Genomic DNA, 17,164 nt, shown 5'->3' with positions numbered 1-17,164 from the left:
CCCAAATTTGTCCGAAACTGCAGATTGGTTAATTGGAACAGTTGGTACTTAATACTCTCATTGTAAGAACCAGCGAATTGGTTTGTTAGATATTTAACTGAGCCCCGCAAAATTTTTTCGGAACCTTTATTTAAAACTTTCCATGCTTAAGAATTGAAAAAAGCAGCCAAAGAAACATTAAAGTTGCAACAACTCCGCCGACTTCTACAACAGGAAAATTCCAAAGAAACGTTTTTACATTTGATATTGAAGCCCCAACAACTAAACCGACCATCATAATACTAAAAGCAAGGAGAATAATACTAAACGATAATTGGTTCGTAACCCGATCTAATTTTTTTGATAAATTTTTCACTTCCGGGACAGAAATTTCCACATGGATTTTGCCATCCTTCGTAATCGAACTACCCGATTTCATTAATTGGGTTAGAAATGTTTGAATCTCCCTAAGCTTATTCCGGGTTTCTTTCATAATTTTTGATGGTTTCAAACGTTCACGAATCAGTTTTTCACCAAAAGGATGTGCCATATCGATAATTGATAAATCTTTATCTAGATGGGAAAGAATCCCTTCCATTGTTAGTAATGTCTTAGCGAGAATTGTCAAGTCAGCCGGCATCCGAACCCGATATTTGAATGAAATTTCCATTAAGTTATTTATCAAGTTAGCCAGACTAATTTGCTGTAAGGGAATGTCCATATTCATTTCAATCAAAACTTCAATATCCGCATAGATTTGATCATTATCAATCGGCTCGGAGCTTTGCCCTAGTTTTAAAAAAAGAAAAATAACCTCGTTTATATCCCTGTTTTTCAAAGCGATAATCACGGAAGCTAAATCATTTTTCATACTCGGTGATAAGCGTCCAATCATACCGAAATCAATCAATGCCATTCGTTTGTCGGGAAGGACGAACAGATTTCCGGGGTGAGGGTCGCCATGAAAGAAGCCGTCGATAAAAATTTGTTGAAACATACATTCAACAAATTGTTTAGCAACCAATTTTTTTTCAGCTTCTGATGCGTTTTTCGCATAATCACGAAGCCTGGTGCCGGAAATATAATCCATCGTTAATATTCTTTTGGTTGTATATTCCCAGTGAATCGAAGGGATTATGTAATTTGGATGTTCCTTCAATTGGCGTGCAATCTTTTCACCGTTCCATGCTTCTACAGTATAATCAAGTTCAAGTCGTAATGATCTTGATACTTCCTCTACGATTTCCGAGATACGGTAATTGTTGGCCCATTCCAACTTTTCTTCCATGAGATTGGTTAGATCACTCAATATTTGTAAATCAATGTCAATTTTTTCCTCAATATTTGGTCGTTGGACTTTAATAGCAACCTCTTGTCCGGTGGGAAGTTTGCCATAGTGGACTTGGCCAATCGAAGCCGATGCAATCGGTCGATCATTCACTTCTAAAAATAAATCATTAGCCGGTTGCCCCAGTTCCTTTTCGATAATTTTTTCAACATCACTAAAGGGAATCGGTGCTACATTGTCTTGCAGTTTTTCCAACTCTTTAATAATGTTTTCAGGTATGAGGTCAACTCGGGTACTAGCCAATTGCCCGAGTTTGACAAAGGTAGGTCCTAATTCTTCAAGAACCGATCGGATCCGTTCAGCGATGCTTTTGGAATACATGGTGGAATCCGCTTCAGCCTTTCTTTTAAAACCAAGTAATCCTAAATCTTTGACGACAAAACCAAGCCCGTTTTTCAACAGGGCTGTCAGGATTTCTTGATATCTTTGGGCATACTTCAAGCGTTTTCCAATCATTTATTCCACCTCGAATGACATTAAAGTATTATATTTATATTGCACTAGTGGTCACAAAATCTCCCCGTTTTGGTAATTCAAAGAGCAAAATTGGAAGCCAATTGCCCGGTTGATTTAACGAATAATCAGTGGGGATGGGAAACCCCCACTGATTTAAAGGTTTACTTTTATTCGTTGTCTTTATTTAACAACTTTTCTTCTAAAGCTTCAACCCGCTTTTTTAATTCTTCAAATTCTTGTCTGGATACAAGTTTACTTTCTTGTACCGCTTGGTTTATTCTTTCTTCCACTGTAGTTTCCCATTTTTCTTGTGCTTCTTTTCCTTTTTTCATTAATTCATCGATAATATCGGTAGCTTCCGTCTTTGCCATATTTCCTTTTTCCACAAGCTCATCAATAATTTTATCTGCTTGTTCTTTGCTTACCGCAGCAATACCTAACCCTAATGTAAAAAGTCGATCGATTAAGTCTTTCATAAAGAATCCCTCCTGTTATTAGTATAAACTCTTTTACCAAATTTATCTTTACCTTCATCTTAAACAGACATGAGGGGAAAGTAAATCAATTTCTGAAAAATTCATTGAAAATTACGAAATGGTTAACTGTCCTGCGTCCCATAAAAATGAGTATCTTTAACCAGTTAATTAGATGCCATTGTCAAAATTCGAATACCGATTTTGCTACGAAAATAAAAAATAATTGTTGACGAATGGCTACAAAGGGTATAAAATGTGTTTGTAAGCGGTTAACAAAAACGTTTTTGCACAAAAGGTCAGAGAGGCTATGCTTTTAACTCAGACAAAAACGATTTGAGAATAAAAAATAAGCGTTTTAGTTTTTTTGTACATGACAAAAACGTTTTCGGAGGGATGGTATTATTATTGTTTGACCTAAAACGTTTTTGGTTAGATAGTACTAATACTGTATTGATTTATTTACTTCTGTAAGATGGTACGAATCCTGTTTTGATTTTTTGCCTAAAATCTAAAACGTTTTTGATCAGATAGTACTTTAATTGTTTCAATTCATATACCTAAAATCTAAAACGTTTTCGTTGGAGGTTTGTTTATGCTAAATTACACATTGGGAAAAGGTGAATTTGAAAAATGGATTATTTCTGAAACAGCCTTTTCACCGGACAAATTAGGAAAATGCGAATCAATCATGTATCTCGGCAATGGATACATGGGGTTACGCTCAGTAACAGAAGAACCTTATTTAAAAGAGGTGAGAAACTTATTTGTTAATGGTACGTTCAATAAATTCAGTGAAATGGAAGTATCAGAACTTCCCAATCTGGCCGACATTACTCGCATTGATATTCGGGTTGACGGAGAACGATTTAGTTTAGAGTTTGGAGAAACGAAAGACTATATTCGTCAACTTAATTTAAAAACAGCTGAATTAACAAGATCATTTACATGGACATCACCTAAAGGAAAATTGTTACGGTTTACATTTAGACGATTTGTTTCTCTTGATCATTTACATTTAATCGGAATGAAAATGGAAGTGGAAAGTCTCAATGCCACAGTCCAAATTTCTTTTGATTCCGGTATCAATGCACAAATGACAAATAGCGGAACTCAACATTTCCATGAAGGTGAGAAGCGAATATTTGATAAGCGATTTATTCAATTGTTGCAAAAGACCATCGAATCCAATATTGACGTGGTAATTAATACTGCTCATCGTGTGACGGTTAACGGTATGGAAACAAAAGAGCCGACAATGACAATTGATCGTCGGAAAGTATGGCTAACCTACCAAGTTGAACTAAATCCAAATGACAAGCTAATCATGGAAAAATTAACAACCGTTTATACGAGCCGTGATAAAGAATTTGACCATGAAGACGTTCAATTAGAAACTCTGCGTAAAACGTCTTTGCAAGCTTTACGAGACAGTTTTTCAAAAGGTTACGACGCATTATTTCAACGCCATGTAAATACTTGGAAAAGAAAAGTTTGGGATTATTACAAACTGAGGATAAACAGTAAGGATGGATATGACCAACTTGCTTTACGGTTTGCACTTTATCATTTAACGGTAATGACACCGGCCCATGATGAACGGATGGGGATTGGGGCAAAAGCGTTAAGCGGTGAAGGGTATAAAGGTCATTCATTCTGGGATACAGAAATTTTTATCTTACCATTTTTTACCTTTTCTAACCCAAAAGTTGCTCGTTCTCTATTAAAGTATCGTTACCTCGGTCTTGAAGGAGCAAGAAAAAAAGCGATTGAAAACGGTTATGAAGGTGCAATGTATCCATGGGAGCAAGCTTGGCCATCGGATGGTGAAGTGACACCGGTTTGGGGAGCTGTTGATATCGTTACCGGAAAGCAAACGAAAATATGGTCCGGCTTTATCGAACAACATATTTCAGCGGATATTGCCTTTGCAGTTTATCAATATTATCTTGTCACCGGTGATGAAGACTTTTTGGACCGCTATGGCTATGAAATGATATTTGAAACAGCGAGGTTCTGGGCAAGTCGACTTGAATGGAACGAGGAAAAGCAAGAATACCATATCAATGATGTCATCGGGCCTGATGAATATAAAGAGCATGTCAATAATAACGCGTTTACTAATTATATGGCAGCATTCAATATGAAACTGGCAGTCCGTTTGTATGAGCGCCTTATTGAAAATAACCCCAAACGGATTGAGCAGCTGAATGAAAAAATTCAAGTAAATCAAGCATATCCAATGTGGAAGGAAAAATTGGAAAAGATTTATTTACCGCAACCAAGAAAAGAAGATGCGATTATTCCGCAAGATGATATGTATTTACAATTGCAAAATATTGACCTATCGAAATATAAAAATAGCGCCAAAGTTGGTACTTTGTTTGAAGATTATAATTTGGAGCAAGTTAATCGAATACAAGTGACAAAACAAGCGGATGTCGTTATCCTCCTTTATTTATTGGAGCAAGTAGATGCGATTTTTTCGAATGATGTAAAGGAGAAAAACTTCCATTATTATGAACCGAGAACTTTGCATGACTCCTCGTTAAGTTTATCGACACATGCCATTATTGCAAATGATATCGGTGACAAGGACCTTGCCTATTCTTTATTTAGAAAGGCAACAGAAATCGATCTCGGTCCCTTTATGCACTCATCTGATCATGGTGTTCATGCCGCTTCAATTGGGGGAATTTGGCAAACAGCGATCTTTGGTTTTGCCGGTATTCGTCTAAAAAATGGAAGGTTACAAATTAATCCAAAGCTTCCTGATCAATGGCAAGATATTCAATTTACAATGCAATGGCAAGGTCAACCGGTTACTATTTATGCAAATCATGAAAAACTGATTGTAAAAGCGGAAAGACAAGAGAAATTATCCTTTGACGTGTTTGGTAAGGAATACGTATGTACGGATGTAGTGGACATTCCTCTTCAACCATAACTACATGTTTGAAGGGTGATGATAAATTTTAAAACAATGAATATGAGGGGGAAGAAGGATGAAGAAATTAGTAAAACTGTTGGTGGTTTTTATGGTGATTGGTTTATTGGCTGCTTGTGGTTCTAACGACGAGAAGAGTAGTAAATCGGGATCAAAGGATTCAAAAACTTTATCTTTAGCTGTTTGGGGTTCTTCACCAACAGAAACAAAAGCATTAGAAACCACGGTAAAAAGTTTTGAAGAAAAAACAGGCGTCGATGTAAAAATTGAAGTCATCCAAGACAATTTCCAAGATACATTAACAGCACGTTTTGCAGCAAAAAATGCACCGGATGTTTTTTATCTTGAATCCTACGTAGCGCCTCGTTTTATCGCCAGTGGTGTTCTTGAGGATTTGTCGAATAAAGTTAAGAATCCAGATGACTTTTTCCAACCATTATTAGATGGCTTCCGTGGTAAAGATGGGAAATTGTATGGAGTGCCAAAGGATTATTCAACACTTGCCACTTATGTAAATGTTGATTTATTGGAAAAAGCAGGATATACCGTCCAAGATGTTCCGTCTGATTGGGAAGGTTTGTTAGCTTTTGCAAAAGAACTTCAAGGGAAATTAGACAAAGGGCAAGCTGCGATGATTTTTGATAGTACAATGGCAAGACACTTAAGTGCATTCAAAGCTACCGGTTTGAATCCTGTAAAAGAAGACGGTTATGCAGATTTCACATCCAGTCAAGCCACGCTTGATTATTTGCAAAGTATCGTTGACGGTCAAGATGAAGGCTATTTATTAAATCCAACAATTGATTTGGGTGTTGATTCCGCAGGTGCTGCCTTTGGTACAAATCAAGCTGCAATAATGATTGAAGGGAACTGGGTATTAAGTGCATTAAAACAGGATTATCCAAATGTAAATTATGCTGTTCTACCTGCTCCAACCATCAATGGACAACAACAAACAATGATATTTAATGTAGGTTATGCGGTTTCAAAGAATTCGAAAAATAAGGATGCCGCTATTGAATTTATTAATTTTATGACAGGTGAAGGCCAAAAACAATGGAGTGAGCTATCCGGTACACTGCCAACTCGTCAATCCGTTGCCAATGAAATGAATTTATACGATAACCCTGATCTAAAAGCACATGTTGAAGGGGCAGAGTATGGTACTGTTTGGGCTTCGGGTGAAACATTGCCGGTTATCTCTTCCTCTTTTGACAACCACTTCCAGGCAGCACTAAACGGTGATGTAACTCTAAAAGAAGCAATGAAGTCTGCTGAGCAAGAAGCAAACGCTGAAATTGACAGACAAAAGTAATCAGCAAGATAAGGGGCACGGGTGATTCCATCCGTTACCCCTCCCTATAGCAGTTATTTTACTGCTATTGTGCATAGTTTTCTTTGAACATGGAGAATGTCAAAATTTCCAGCAAAGATGTGAATTCGACATCGTGTACAATTTTAAAAATTATGTATATGTAACTAAGAAAGTTTCAAGGAAAAACATCGCAGCCGTAAAAATTTTATGTTTTTTGATGAACTACGCGTCACGAGTCGCCTAAGGGCTCAGACGCCCGTATTTTTCTTTATCAAATGAGGTGATAATTATGAACAGTGGGCATCGACAAAATTTACAAGGATATTCCTTCTTAATGCCTGCGCTCCTTACGATTATGATATTTACCTTAATACCTATTGTCTATGCGTTTTTTATGATGTTTTTTAAAGTGGACTTATTATCCGGAACAAGAACATTTGTCGGTTTTGATAATTTCTCAAAAATCTTTTCTGATCCAAAATTTTGGGCGGCTTTTGAGAATACATGGAAATATGTGTTGGTAGTTGTTCCGATTCAGACCATTATTGCCATGATATTAGCCGCCTTATTGAATAGTAAAGTTCATTTTAGCCGCGCCTTTCTATCGGTTATGTTTATCCCGACATTAACATCTTCATCAGCCATGACGCTAATTTTTATGTGGTTATTCAATAACAATGGATTTATTGTCAATTTATATGATTCTTTATTCGGTTCAAGAATCCAATTTTTAACAAATCCTGATTTAGCATTAGCAGTTATCATGACAATGAACATCTTTTCAACTGTTCCCCATTTTATGATTGTCTTTTTATCCGGTTTACAAGATATTCCGGGGAGTCTTTATGAGGCAGCAGCCATTGACGGGGCTAATAAGGTAAAACAATTTTTATATGTAACGGTCCCTCAATTAATGCCAATTACCTTTTACGTTGTGACGATGGGGCTTGTTGGTTGCTTTCAAATTTTTGACCAAGCATTTATTATGTCGAATGGTACAGGTGGGCCTCAAAACTCAACGTTAACATTTTCTCTATACATTTATCAATTAGCATTTAATAGTAATGATATGGGAAGAGCGACAGCATTGGCCTTTATTCTTGGATTACTAATTTTTACGGTGACGTCTATCGTGAATAAACTTTTAAACGCAGATAAAATAAATGGGTGATGAAATCATGAAAAAAGAAAATAAAACACTGAAGATCATAATTTATATATTATTGATTGGCTACAGTTTATTAACCCTCTTTCCGTTCGCATGGAGTATTTTAACATCATTTAAAACAACTGCAGAAATTGTTGGCGGGAACTCAATCCTCCCTGAACAGTGGAGTCTGGATGGTTATCAAACCGTTTTCAGCTCACAATTCCCGACTTGGATCGGTAATTCGCTGATTGTTGGGATCATAGTAACTGTATTGAATTTAGTTTTTAATACAATGGCGGGTTATGCATTGGCACGAATCGATTTTAGAGGAAAAAATGTGCTATTCGGTTTATTATTATTATTGATTATGATACCTTCTCAGGTGACGATGATTCCTTTATATATTGTTATATCAAACTTAGGATTAATTGATACCCATGGGTCATTGATTTTTACAACGATGATTAATATTTCATACATTTTCATGATGCGTCAATTTTTCATTAACTTCCCGAAAGATGTGGAAGAGGCAGCTACCATTGATGGATTATCCCGTTTAGGAACTTTTTTTAAAGTCGTGTTACCAAATGCAAAAGGTGCCGTTGCAACACAGGCTGTATTTGTATTCATGGGGATTTGGAATGAATTTATGAAGCCATTATTATTTATTTCAAGTCCTGATAAATATATGCTGACACAAGGATTAAATGCAATCTCGAAACAATATATGAACGCGACAAAATGGGATGTCATTATGTCCGGGGCAATTATCTCAATTATTCCGATTTTGATTATTTATATTTTATTAAATAAATATTTCATAACAAGTAATGATCAGACGGCAGGTATTAAGTAGATCCAATTTTTCACTTATATATAACTGCCAAATTTTTAGTAGGAAAGCAGGTGTTATCATTGGCAACAATTAAAGATGTTGCGAAAAGGGCGGGGGTATCAATCGGGGTTGTATCGCGAGCCTTCAATAATTATCCCGATATTAGCGAAAAAACCAGGCAAAAGATATTAAAAGTTGCCGAAGAATTGAATTATACGCCAAATCTGGTTGCAAAAAATCTATCCTCTAAAAAACAGTTAACGATTGGCCTGATTACGTCAGGAATTTTAGACAGTAGCCAAAAAGATAGCGTGAATTCCATTGAGGTTTTTAAAGGTGTATACACAGCCATAGAGGAGAAAGAGTATGAGTTGGCCATCTATTTAATTGACTCAAATAAACAGAAACGGAAAAGTTATGCACAATTTTGTCGAGAACGAAATATTGGCGGTACCATCTTACAAGGAATTCGAACGGACGATCCATATTTTAAAGAGTTGATTAATACAAATATCCCTTGCGTACTCATCGATTTCCATTTAAATAATCATACACCATTGATCGGAAATGTATCGATTAATAATATTGAAGCAAGTCGCAAAATAACCGAGTTGGTATTAGAACAAAATCACCGTAGGATAGCAATTATGGCCGGTAAAAAAGCGGCTTATGTTAACAATGAACGATTGCGTGGTGTAAGAGAAGCCTTTGCCGCCTTTGGTCTCCAATTACATGAAGGAGATATCTTATACGGGCAGTTTTTGGAACAGGCAGCCTATGAAGAGACAAAAAAGTATTTGGAAAAACATCGACCAACAGCTATAATTGCATTTAGTGATATTATGGCAATTGGCGTCATGAAAGCAATCAAAGAAGCAGGTTTACAAATTCCGGAAGATGTTTCAGTCACCGGTTTTGATAATATTCCAATAACGGAATTTACCCAACCGCCGATTACCACTGTTCAGCAAAACTTTTTTGAATTGGGTAGACAAGCAGCACTTCATCTTCAAGAAATTATGGAAGGTCGCGCGAAAGGAAAGCAGGTTGTTGTTGATTATAAAATTATTGAACGAGACAGTGTAAAACCATTATAAAGAAAAGTTTTTCCTACATGGAAAAAAGTAATGAATCTTTAAAAGAAAGGAATAGAAAAAATGACGAAATATCCAAAACTATTTATTTTTGACCTGGACGGCGTGATAACTGATACAGCTGAATATCATTATTTGGCGTGGAAACAACTGGCCCAATCACTCGGTGTAACCATTGACAGGCAATTTAACGAAAAATTAAAAGGGATTAGTCGCATGGACTCATTAGAAAAAATTTTAACTTTAAAACCCGAACTATTAACGATGTCAATGGAAGAAAAACAACAGTTGGCCACACAAAAAAATGAATATTACAAAACATTAATTAATCAAATTACACCAAAAGATATTTTACCGGGGATAGAAAAATTACTAAAAGAAATTCAAGAAAATAAGATAAAAATTGCCCTCGGTTCGGCAAGTAAAAATGCCCCGGTTGTGATTAATCGGCTTGGATTGACAAATTACTTTGATTATATGGTTGATGCTGCAAAAGTAAAACGAGGAAAACCGGATCCTGAAACGTTTACTGTTGCTGCAGATTATTTTGGATTTGCGTATGCGGATTGTATTGGTGTGGAAGATTCTGCTGCAGGCATCGAAGCCATTAATCGAGCTGGGATGTTTTCTGTCGGAATTGGTGATTCTGAACACTTGCATGAAGCAGACTATCTCGTGTCGGATACAAGTCAGTTAAATATGGATAAAATCATTGAAAAATTTGCATCTAAATAAGCAAACGAGGTTGTCCGGAAAGTCATTTTTTTGACTTACGGCAGCCCCGTTCGTGTTTTTAATAGATAGGAGGAGGTGTCGATTTTTTGATAATTAAAGGCTTCACCCATTAGGGGATTCTTTTTATCGGACAGTCCAATTGGCTTTAAGGGTTAGCCAGCCAGTTTGAAACGTTGAACCATATTATTAAGTTTTTCTGCTTGTTGGGCGAGCTGAGCAGAACTAATCGCTACATCTTCTATTGAGCTGTTTGTTTGTTGGGTCATCGCTGCAACCTCTTCAATACCGGCCGCACTTTCTTCGGTTACTGCGGCAATTTCCTGGATTGAACGATTAAACTCATGACTTCGTTCCGTAACGGCTGCTAAGTCTGATGTAATTGTTTCAACCCGTTTGACCATATGTGTGACCATGTCGTTTATTTTTTGAAATGTTTCATTGGTCATGATAATTTGATCCGTTCCTTTTTCCACTTCCCGGTATCCGGCTTGCAGAGAGTCTGCCACTAAGCGGGTTTCGCTTTGGATATTGGTAACAAAGCTTGTGATATTGGTAACTGATACAGCCACTTGTTCTGCGAGCGTTCTGACTTCATCAGCAACAACAGCGAACCCTTTTCCTTGTTCTCCGGCTCTGGCTGCTTCAATGGCTGCATTTAGTGCCAACAGGTTTGTTTGGTTGGCAATTTCCTTAATGACAACGACTAATTTCGAAATCTCTCCCGATAAGATGTTTAGGTGCTCCATTTTTTCCACAGAATCTTGGACGATTTGGTTAATGTTTGACATTTGATTTGTTGAAGCTTCCATTAATCTCTTGCCTTCATTCGTCATTTCCAGCACAGAATTTGAGGTTTCCCCGATCTCTATTCCTCCTTCATTAACCTGCTGGATGGTATATACCAATCCATTTGCTATCGAAGAAATTTCTGTTGTTCTGGCTGCTTGAGAATCGGAGCCGGAAGCCAGTTCACCCATCGTTACTGCAATATGCTCGGAACCGGTTTTGACTTCACTTGCCGCTTGAGATAATTCCTCACTTTGACTTGAAACGGTTTCGGCTACTTGGGCCATTTCTTTTAACATCGTTTGAATTTGACTGTTCATTTCATTGGTCGCTACCATTAATTGACCAATTTCATCCCGTAAATTTGTTTCAAACGGCTTTGAACTTAGATCACCCTTCGCCATTAATTTCATTCGGCTCGTTACTTGTTTAAGTGGTTTTGCAATGGATGAAGTATTTAGAAAAGCAAAAATGAGACCAACCACAATTCCGATAAGTGAACCTATAATAGCAATCAGAAATACTTGTTCTCCGGTTTGGGTCGATTCTTGTCCCAAGTTTTGCATAAGTTCTCCCCGATATTGTGCCATATGATTAAAATCACTAATTAAAGTTTGACTAATAGGGACCACTTTTTCAATCATTAATTTCATAGCTTGATCTTTCTTGCCTTGGTCGTAAAGGGTAAGAACTTCATCGGTCATTTTCCCCCATTCTACTTTCCGGTCAATCAGCTGCTTGAGCTCATCGGAATCGGATAGGTCTACAGCCCGATTTTCAAGCTCGATACTCGCATCGATCCCTTTTTCATATTCTTCCCGATATAACGCGTTGTCTGATAAAAGGAAAGACTGTAGTAAGGAAACTCTCGACGCCATATTTTCGGCAAGCTGTTCATTGATAACTAACAAGGCCAACTGCTGATCGAGAATATTTTCCGTTTTTTTGTTAATGGTGTTCATGGATACCATATTTAATATGCTTAAAATGACCATTAACACAATAATCGTCAAAAAGGATAAAAGAATTTTAGCTTTTATACTTTTAAACTGGAATAATTTCATCCATAACCCTCCCCTAAAATAATAAATTGTAAAAATAATCACAAATGGATGCGGACTTTATTTTCATCCGTCTATATTTTATATCGGTCTATTTTCTTTTTTAAAAATACCAATCATAATAATAAAGTAATTTTTACATCACTGTTGTGTCATACACCAAAAATATTTTGTAAGCGGTTGACGAATTAGCAGAAACATGTTAAATTTAAACTGTATTGAAAAAGTTAATTAAACTTAAATTTATCTTGATAGGATTGTTATAGCAAGGATCAGCGCTACACAAAACCTATTTACAGGCATATTTTATATACCTGTAAATAGGTTTTTTTATTTATATACAGAAAGGAGAGGTGATTATGATTATAAAGAAAATTCTTAATAATAATGCGGTTATTACGAAGGATAGCAATCATAAGGAAATAATTGTAATGGGGAAAGGTATTGCTTATCAAAAGAAAACCGGAGATCCCATTGATCCGAGCAAGGTTTATAAAACGTTTTCCGTAGACTCGAAGACTATACAAAATCGACTGATTGAAATGATTGATAAAATACCAATCGAATTTATTAAATTATCGGAAAGAATCATCTATATGGCCAAAGAAAAGTTAGAAATACCATTGAATGATAGTATCTATATCTCTCTAACGGATCACATTTATTCCAGTGTCCAACGTTATCACCAAGGTCTTCCTTTAAGAAATAAATTACAATGGGAAATTAAACATTTATATAAAAAGGAATTTGAAATTGGGCTAGAGGCTCTAATGTTAATTAAAGAAGAAACAGGTATCTCCATGTTAGAGGATGAAGCCGGTTTTATTGCGATGCATATTGTCAGTTCGGAAATGGCAGATGATATGCATAACGTTTATGAAATTACCCAGTTCATACAGCAAATTGTCAATATTGTTAAATATCATTTTTCATTGGACTTTGATATAGAATCACTTGCCTATCATCGATTTATTACTCATTTGAAATTTTTTGGGTACCGGATTTTTTCACAAACTAGTAATACCAAACATTCTTTAGAAAATGATTTATTAGAAATCATTAAAGAAAAATACGTAGAACCTTATTTATGTTCCCTAAAAATAAAAAAATTCATTGAACAAAAATACGGTTATTTGTTGGATAACGATGAAATTTTGTATTTAACCATTCATATTGCAAGGATTTTAAAATAAACAATTGAAAGCTATTAAGGGGGGTGATGGATTGAAAACACTTCTAGAATTGATGGGTAGTAACATTCAGTTGGCTAAACCTTCATTGGATAAAGATTTTATAAATAATGGAGGGTAAAACAATGAAATATGAAAATCTATCAAAACAAATTATTAAGGCTGTCGGTGGAAAAAACAACATCATTTCTGTCGTTCATTGTGCTACAAGATTGCGATTTACCTTAAAAGACGAATCTAAGGCTAATGATGAAGAAGTCAAAGCGATAAAAGAGGTTCTGTCTTTAGTTAAAAAGGGTGGACAGTACCAATTAGTAATTGGGAATAATGTAGACCTTGTCTATAATGATCTGGTTAAAATAGCAAATATTAACCCAAAACCAGATAAAAAGGAAAAAGATGATAGATCCGTTTTTGATAAAATTATCGGTTCAATAACAGGTTCTATTGCTCCTGTTATTCCATTACTTGCTGGATGTGGGATGGGAAAAGTGTTATTACTTGTTCTGACCATGCTAGGTGTCCTGGCAAAAGAATCACAAACGTATATGATCTTGAATTTTATCTTTGATACAGGTTTTTACTTTATGCCTGGCTTTGTTGGATTTTCTGCAGCAAAGATTTTTGGGTCCAATCAATATTTAGGGGCATTTTTAGGATTAGTAACGGTTCATCCTGATTGGGTGTCATTAGTTTCTGCAGAGAAACCCGTTGAATTCTTAGGAATCGGGGTTTCATTAGTTAAATATTCTTCAACATTAGTACCGGCCATTCTTTCAGTATGGATTATGTCTTATATTGAACGTTTTGCTAAGAAAATTGTACCAGAAATGATTAAAGTTTTTACTGAGCCTTTATTAATTGTTATTCTTAGTGTTCCTTTGACTTTTATCGTCATTGGACCAGTTGGAAACTTTATCTCAAATTTAGTAGCTGCTGGCAGTATGTTTATTTACAATCATGGAGGCTTCATCGCTATTCCAATTTTAGCAATGGTTTATCCATGGCTGGTATCCATCGGTATTCATAAAGCATTGAGTCCAGTAAGTATATCACTTGTTGCTGAACGTGGGTTTGACCCAATTATTCGTGTCGTTGCATTATGTTCAAACATGGCTCAAGCTGCAGCTTCACTTGCGGTATCCTTTAAAACAAAAAATAAAGCCTTAAAATCATTGGCCTTTTCTTCCAGTATGACAGCATTTTTGGGCGGTATTACAGAACCAGCAATGTACGGGGTTAACCTTAAATTAAAGAAACCAATGTATGCTAGTATGATTGGTGGAGCAGTTGCTGGATTATTTGCAGGGATTGTTAAATTAAAAGCTTTTATTTACGTTACTCCTGGATTATTAAGTTTAGCAATGTGGATTTCTGAAGATGAGAATTTCTTATTTTTAGCGATTGTAACCTTAATCATCTCTTCGATTGTAACCTTTATTGCAACTTGGATTTTAGGCTTCGACGATCCTATTGATGGAAGCGAAGATAAAGTTGAATCTACGAAATTTGTAAACATCGGTGAAAAATATAAAAAACTATTTAGTCCTTTAAAAGGAGAACTAATCAAATTAGAGAATGTTGAAGATGAAACCTTTGCAAGTGGGATTATGGGTAAAGGTGTAGCGATTAAACCCTCAGAAGGAAAATTATATGCTCCATGCGATGGAATTGTTAGTGCTGTATTTAAAACGGGACATGCTATTGGTATAACTACAGAAGATGATATTGAGGTGCTTATTCATATTGGAATTGATACCGTATCTTTAGAAGGGAAGTACTTCCATTCATCTTTAGAAAGAGGCCAACGCATTAAACAAGGAGATTTACTTGTAGAATTTGATTTAGAAAAAATTAAAGAAGCGGGCTACGATACAACCACCATGATTATTATTACTAATAGTAACGATTATTTAGATGTAGTCCCTGTAAATAAAGTCAGTATCAATAAATCAGACGACTTATTGGCAATCATTTAAGTAATTCCAAATTCATAAGCTTATTAAAATTTGAAGCTTTATAAGCTACAGTTTAAAAGTATGATAAGTTTTCAAAATTATCTTTTAAAGTGTTATGATGTATCGACTTTTTATAAAAGTTTTTTAAAAACTATTTAAAGATTCTATGAAGAATGAGTGAGACGGGTGGACATTTTTATAAAACAACGGAATGATCCACCATTTGAAAGGGGTAATACAATGATTTACGCAGACTTACATGTTCATACAAATCACAGTGACGGTGTATGTGAAATTGAAGATGTATTAACACAAGCGAAGGAAAAAAATATTCAAGCATTAGCGATTACCGATCACGATACAGTGAACCACTGGCCTGAAGTGAAAGCATGTGCAGAACGACTTGGTTTAGAAACCATTCGTGGTGTAGAAATGAGTTGCTATGATTTTGATGTTTTCAAAAAAGTTCATATCCTTGGTTTATGGTTAGATAAAGTAGACTATGTCGAGAAGTTATGTACGAACACGCTAATATCACGTGATAACTACCATAGACAACTAATAAAAGAACTTAAACAAAAAAATTACTATATTACTTATGATGACGCTAAGAAATATTCAAAATATAACATTGTCTTTAAAATGAATATATACCAAGCATTAAAGGAAAAATATCCTGATGAAATGACTCCTAAGAAATACAAAGAACTTTTCGCCTCAAAAACATCAAAAGAAACTGATCTGAAAATGGGTTATATAGATGTAAAAGAAGGAATTAAAGCCATACAGAGAGATGGAGGAATTGCCATACTCGCACATCCATGTGTCTATGATAATTATAATGAAATTGGTAAATACGTTGAATTTGGACTGCAAGGTATTGAAATCAATCACTCAAAAATGAAACCAATTGATTACGAATTAACCAAAAACCTTGCTGTTAAATACAATTTATGCAAAAGTGGTGGCAGTGATTTCCATGACCCAGAGCTCATCCAATTCGGCAAGAACGGTTTAACAAAACAACAATTTGAAGACTTAAAACGATTTGCACTAAAAACGAAAGAACAAAAAAATTGATAGTCTGGCTTATAGTACTAACGCATAATTTCCTAGTGGTTTGTCGGGGCTGTCCTAAAAGTACAACTTCTAAAATTTTATTGTTAAAAGAATAGTTTTGATTGGTTTTCGTTTCGGTGGCGGACGCACCCCCTAAAGGAAGGACTTTGACCGCCTCAATGCTCGTTTTCTCGCGCCTGCTCACGTCTGCTCGTGTGACTGCCCTGCCGCGATGATTCTTCATAAAAGCTTTTTTGATTGCCGCGACGCTTTTGGCGAATATGTGTGCTCTTCATGCAGGACTCTGAACAATCATCCTCGAAAAAGGCATCGCACGAAGGAAAATGCGACTAGCATTTTTCGAGGACTCTGAATAATCCTCCCTGAATTTGCATCGCACCAAGAAAAAACGAATAGCTTTTTCATTGGATAGATCGCAAGGGATAAATGCGACTAACATTATCACTGAGTCGCCGCCTCCTTCACTTCAATTAACCAATACAAATTCGGTTAATTTTTGACTTTCTGGACCCCCCTTCTTGTGTTTTGCCCCTCTACGGACTATATATTTTTTTAAAAAAAGTCGCACAAGGTAAGTATCCAATCTGCGACTTTTTTGTTATATCATTTTTGGCAATGTAGGATAAAGCGTTCTAATTTAGTACTTATTTTGATTGAAATATATACATTTGATCTTTCGATGAATTCACATAATTTTCTGCTACTTGGGAATAGTGTATTAAAAACAAATGTTTATCGTACTATATTAAATTTAGTG

Annotated in this window: 12 protein-coding genes; 9 read left to right on the top strand and 3 right to left on the bottom strand. The window is 35.7% G+C overall.

Annotated elements, in window-relative coordinates; all coding sequences use genetic code 11:
• Positions 1-130: 130 nt before the first annotated feature.
• A complete protein-coding gene (locus NSQ14_RS16545; protein ID WP_034772766.1) occupies positions 131-1,783 on the bottom strand; it encodes an ABC1 kinase family protein in 1,653 nt (550 codons plus the stop codon).
• 167 nt (positions 1,784-1,950) lie between these two features.
• Positions 1,951-2,259 carry a phasin family protein gene (locus NSQ14_RS16540; RefSeq protein ID WP_034772764.1) on the bottom strand — a complete coding sequence of 103 codons (309 nt, stop codon included), beginning with the start codon at positions 2,257-2,259 and terminating at the stop codon, positions 1,951-1,953.
• 592 nt (positions 2,260-2,851) lie between these two features.
• Between NSQ14_RS16540 and NSQ14_RS16535 the strand changes: the two genes are divergently transcribed.
• The 6 genes from NSQ14_RS16535 to pgmB all read left to right on the top strand — a co-directional run bounded on the left by NSQ14_RS16535 (position 2,852) and on the right by pgmB (position 10,332).
• Positions 2,852-5,203, top strand: coding sequence for a glycoside hydrolase family 65 protein (locus tag NSQ14_RS16535; RefSeq protein WP_346216607.1), 2,352 nt, complete (start codon positions 2,852-2,854; stop codon positions 5,201-5,203).
• A gap of 58 nt (positions 5,204-5,261) precedes the next feature.
• On the top strand, positions 5,262-6,518 hold the full coding sequence (locus NSQ14_RS16530) for a sugar ABC transporter substrate-binding protein (RefSeq protein ID WP_095142383.1): 1,257 nt from the start codon (positions 5,262-5,264) through the stop codon (positions 6,516-6,518).
• 289 nt (positions 6,519-6,807) lie between these two features.
• Positions 6,808-7,689, top strand: a complete 882-nt coding sequence (locus NSQ14_RS16525; RefSeq protein WP_041902039.1) for a carbohydrate ABC transporter permease — start codon at positions 6,808-6,810, stop codon at positions 7,687-7,689.
• Positions 7,690-7,696: 7 nt separating this feature from the next.
• On the top strand, positions 7,697-8,524 hold the full coding sequence (locus NSQ14_RS16520; protein WP_041902038.1) for a carbohydrate ABC transporter permease: 828 nt from the start codon (positions 7,697-7,699) through the stop codon (positions 8,522-8,524).
• A 50-nt stretch (positions 8,525-8,574) separates the two neighbouring features.
• On the top strand, positions 8,575-9,600 hold the full coding sequence (locus NSQ14_RS16515; protein ID WP_235369777.1) for a LacI family DNA-binding transcriptional regulator: 1,026 nt from the start codon (positions 8,575-8,577) through the stop codon (positions 9,598-9,600).
• A 60-nt stretch (positions 9,601-9,660) separates the two neighbouring features.
• Positions 9,661-10,332: a beta-phosphoglucomutase gene (pgmB, locus tag NSQ14_RS16510; RefSeq protein WP_346216606.1), complete on the top strand. Its 672-nt coding sequence runs from the start codon at positions 9,661-9,663 to the stop codon at positions 10,330-10,332.
• Positions 10,333-10,484: 152 nt separating this feature from the next.
• Here the strand turns inward: pgmB and NSQ14_RS16505 are convergent, their stop codons facing one another.
• Entirely contained in the window at positions 10,485-12,182 is a 1,698-nt protein-coding gene (locus NSQ14_RS16505) for a methyl-accepting chemotaxis protein (protein ID WP_346216605.1), read from the bottom strand.
• Between the two features lie 356 nt (positions 12,183-12,538).
• On the opposite strand from NSQ14_RS16505, the gene licT reads away from it, so the two are divergent.
• The 3 genes from licT (at position 12,539) to NSQ14_RS16490 (ending at position 16,407) form a co-directional block, all read left to right on the top strand.
• Positions 12,539-13,372: a BglG family transcription antiterminator LicT gene (licT, locus tag NSQ14_RS16500; protein WP_251246576.1), complete on the top strand. Its 834-nt coding sequence runs from the start codon at positions 12,539-12,541 to the stop codon at positions 13,370-13,372.
• Positions 13,373-13,494: 122 nt separating this feature from the next.
• Positions 13,495-15,348: a PTS beta-glucoside transporter subunit IIBCA gene (locus NSQ14_RS16495; protein WP_251246577.1), complete on the top strand. Its 1,854-nt coding sequence runs from the start codon at positions 13,495-13,497 to the stop codon at positions 15,346-15,348.
• Between the two features lie 219 nt (positions 15,349-15,567).
• A complete protein-coding gene (locus tag NSQ14_RS16490; RefSeq protein WP_034772752.1) occupies positions 15,568-16,407 on the top strand; it encodes a PHP domain-containing protein in 840 nt (279 codons plus the stop codon).
• Positions 16,408-17,164: the final 757 nt, after the last annotated feature.

Origin of the sequence: Caldifermentibacillus hisashii, from assembly GCF_039654145.1 — a bacterium.
GTDB classification, from domain to species: domain Bacteria; phylum Bacillota; class Bacilli; order Bacillales; family Caldibacillaceae; genus Caldifermentibacillus; species Caldifermentibacillus hisashii.
This window is presented reverse-complemented; position numbering and strand designations above follow the sequence as displayed.

Excerpts from the sequence above, each read along its gene's own strand:
- NSQ14_RS16545 (WP_034772766.1), bottom strand. The coding sequence starts at position 1,783 with ATGATTGGAAAACGCTTGAAGTATGCCCAAAGATATCAAGAAATCCTG.
- NSQ14_RS16540 (WP_034772764.1), bottom strand. The coding sequence starts at position 2,259 with ATGAAAGACTTAATCGATCGACTTTTTACATTAGGGTTAGGTATTGCT.
- NSQ14_RS16535 (WP_346216607.1), top strand. The coding sequence starts at position 2,852 with ATGCTAAATTACACATTGGGAAAAGGTGAATTTGAAAAATGGATTATT.
- NSQ14_RS16530 (WP_095142383.1), top strand. The coding sequence starts at position 5,262 with ATGAAGAAATTAGTAAAACTGTTGGTGGTTTTTATGGTGATTGGTTTA.
- NSQ14_RS16525 (WP_041902039.1), top strand. The coding sequence starts at position 6,808 with ATGAACAGTGGGCATCGACAAAATTTACAAGGATATTCCTTCTTAATG.
- NSQ14_RS16520 (WP_041902038.1), top strand. The coding sequence starts at position 7,697 with ATGAAAAAAGAAAATAAAACACTGAAGATCATAATTTATATATTATTG.
- pgmB (WP_346216606.1), top strand. The coding sequence starts at position 9,661 with ATGACGAAATATCCAAAACTATTTATTTTTGACCTGGACGGCGTGATA.
- NSQ14_RS16505 (WP_346216605.1), bottom strand. The coding sequence starts at position 12,182 with ATGAAATTATTCCAGTTTAAAAGTATAAAAGCTAAAATTCTTTTATCC.
- licT (WP_251246576.1), top strand. The coding sequence starts at position 12,539 with ATGATTATAAAGAAAATTCTTAATAATAATGCGGTTATTACGAAGGAT.
- NSQ14_RS16495 (WP_251246577.1), top strand. The coding sequence starts at position 13,495 with ATGAAATATGAAAATCTATCAAAACAAATTATTAAGGCTGTCGGTGGA.
- NSQ14_RS16490 (WP_034772752.1), top strand. The coding sequence starts at position 15,568 with ATGATTTACGCAGACTTACATGTTCATACAAATCACAGTGACGGTGTA.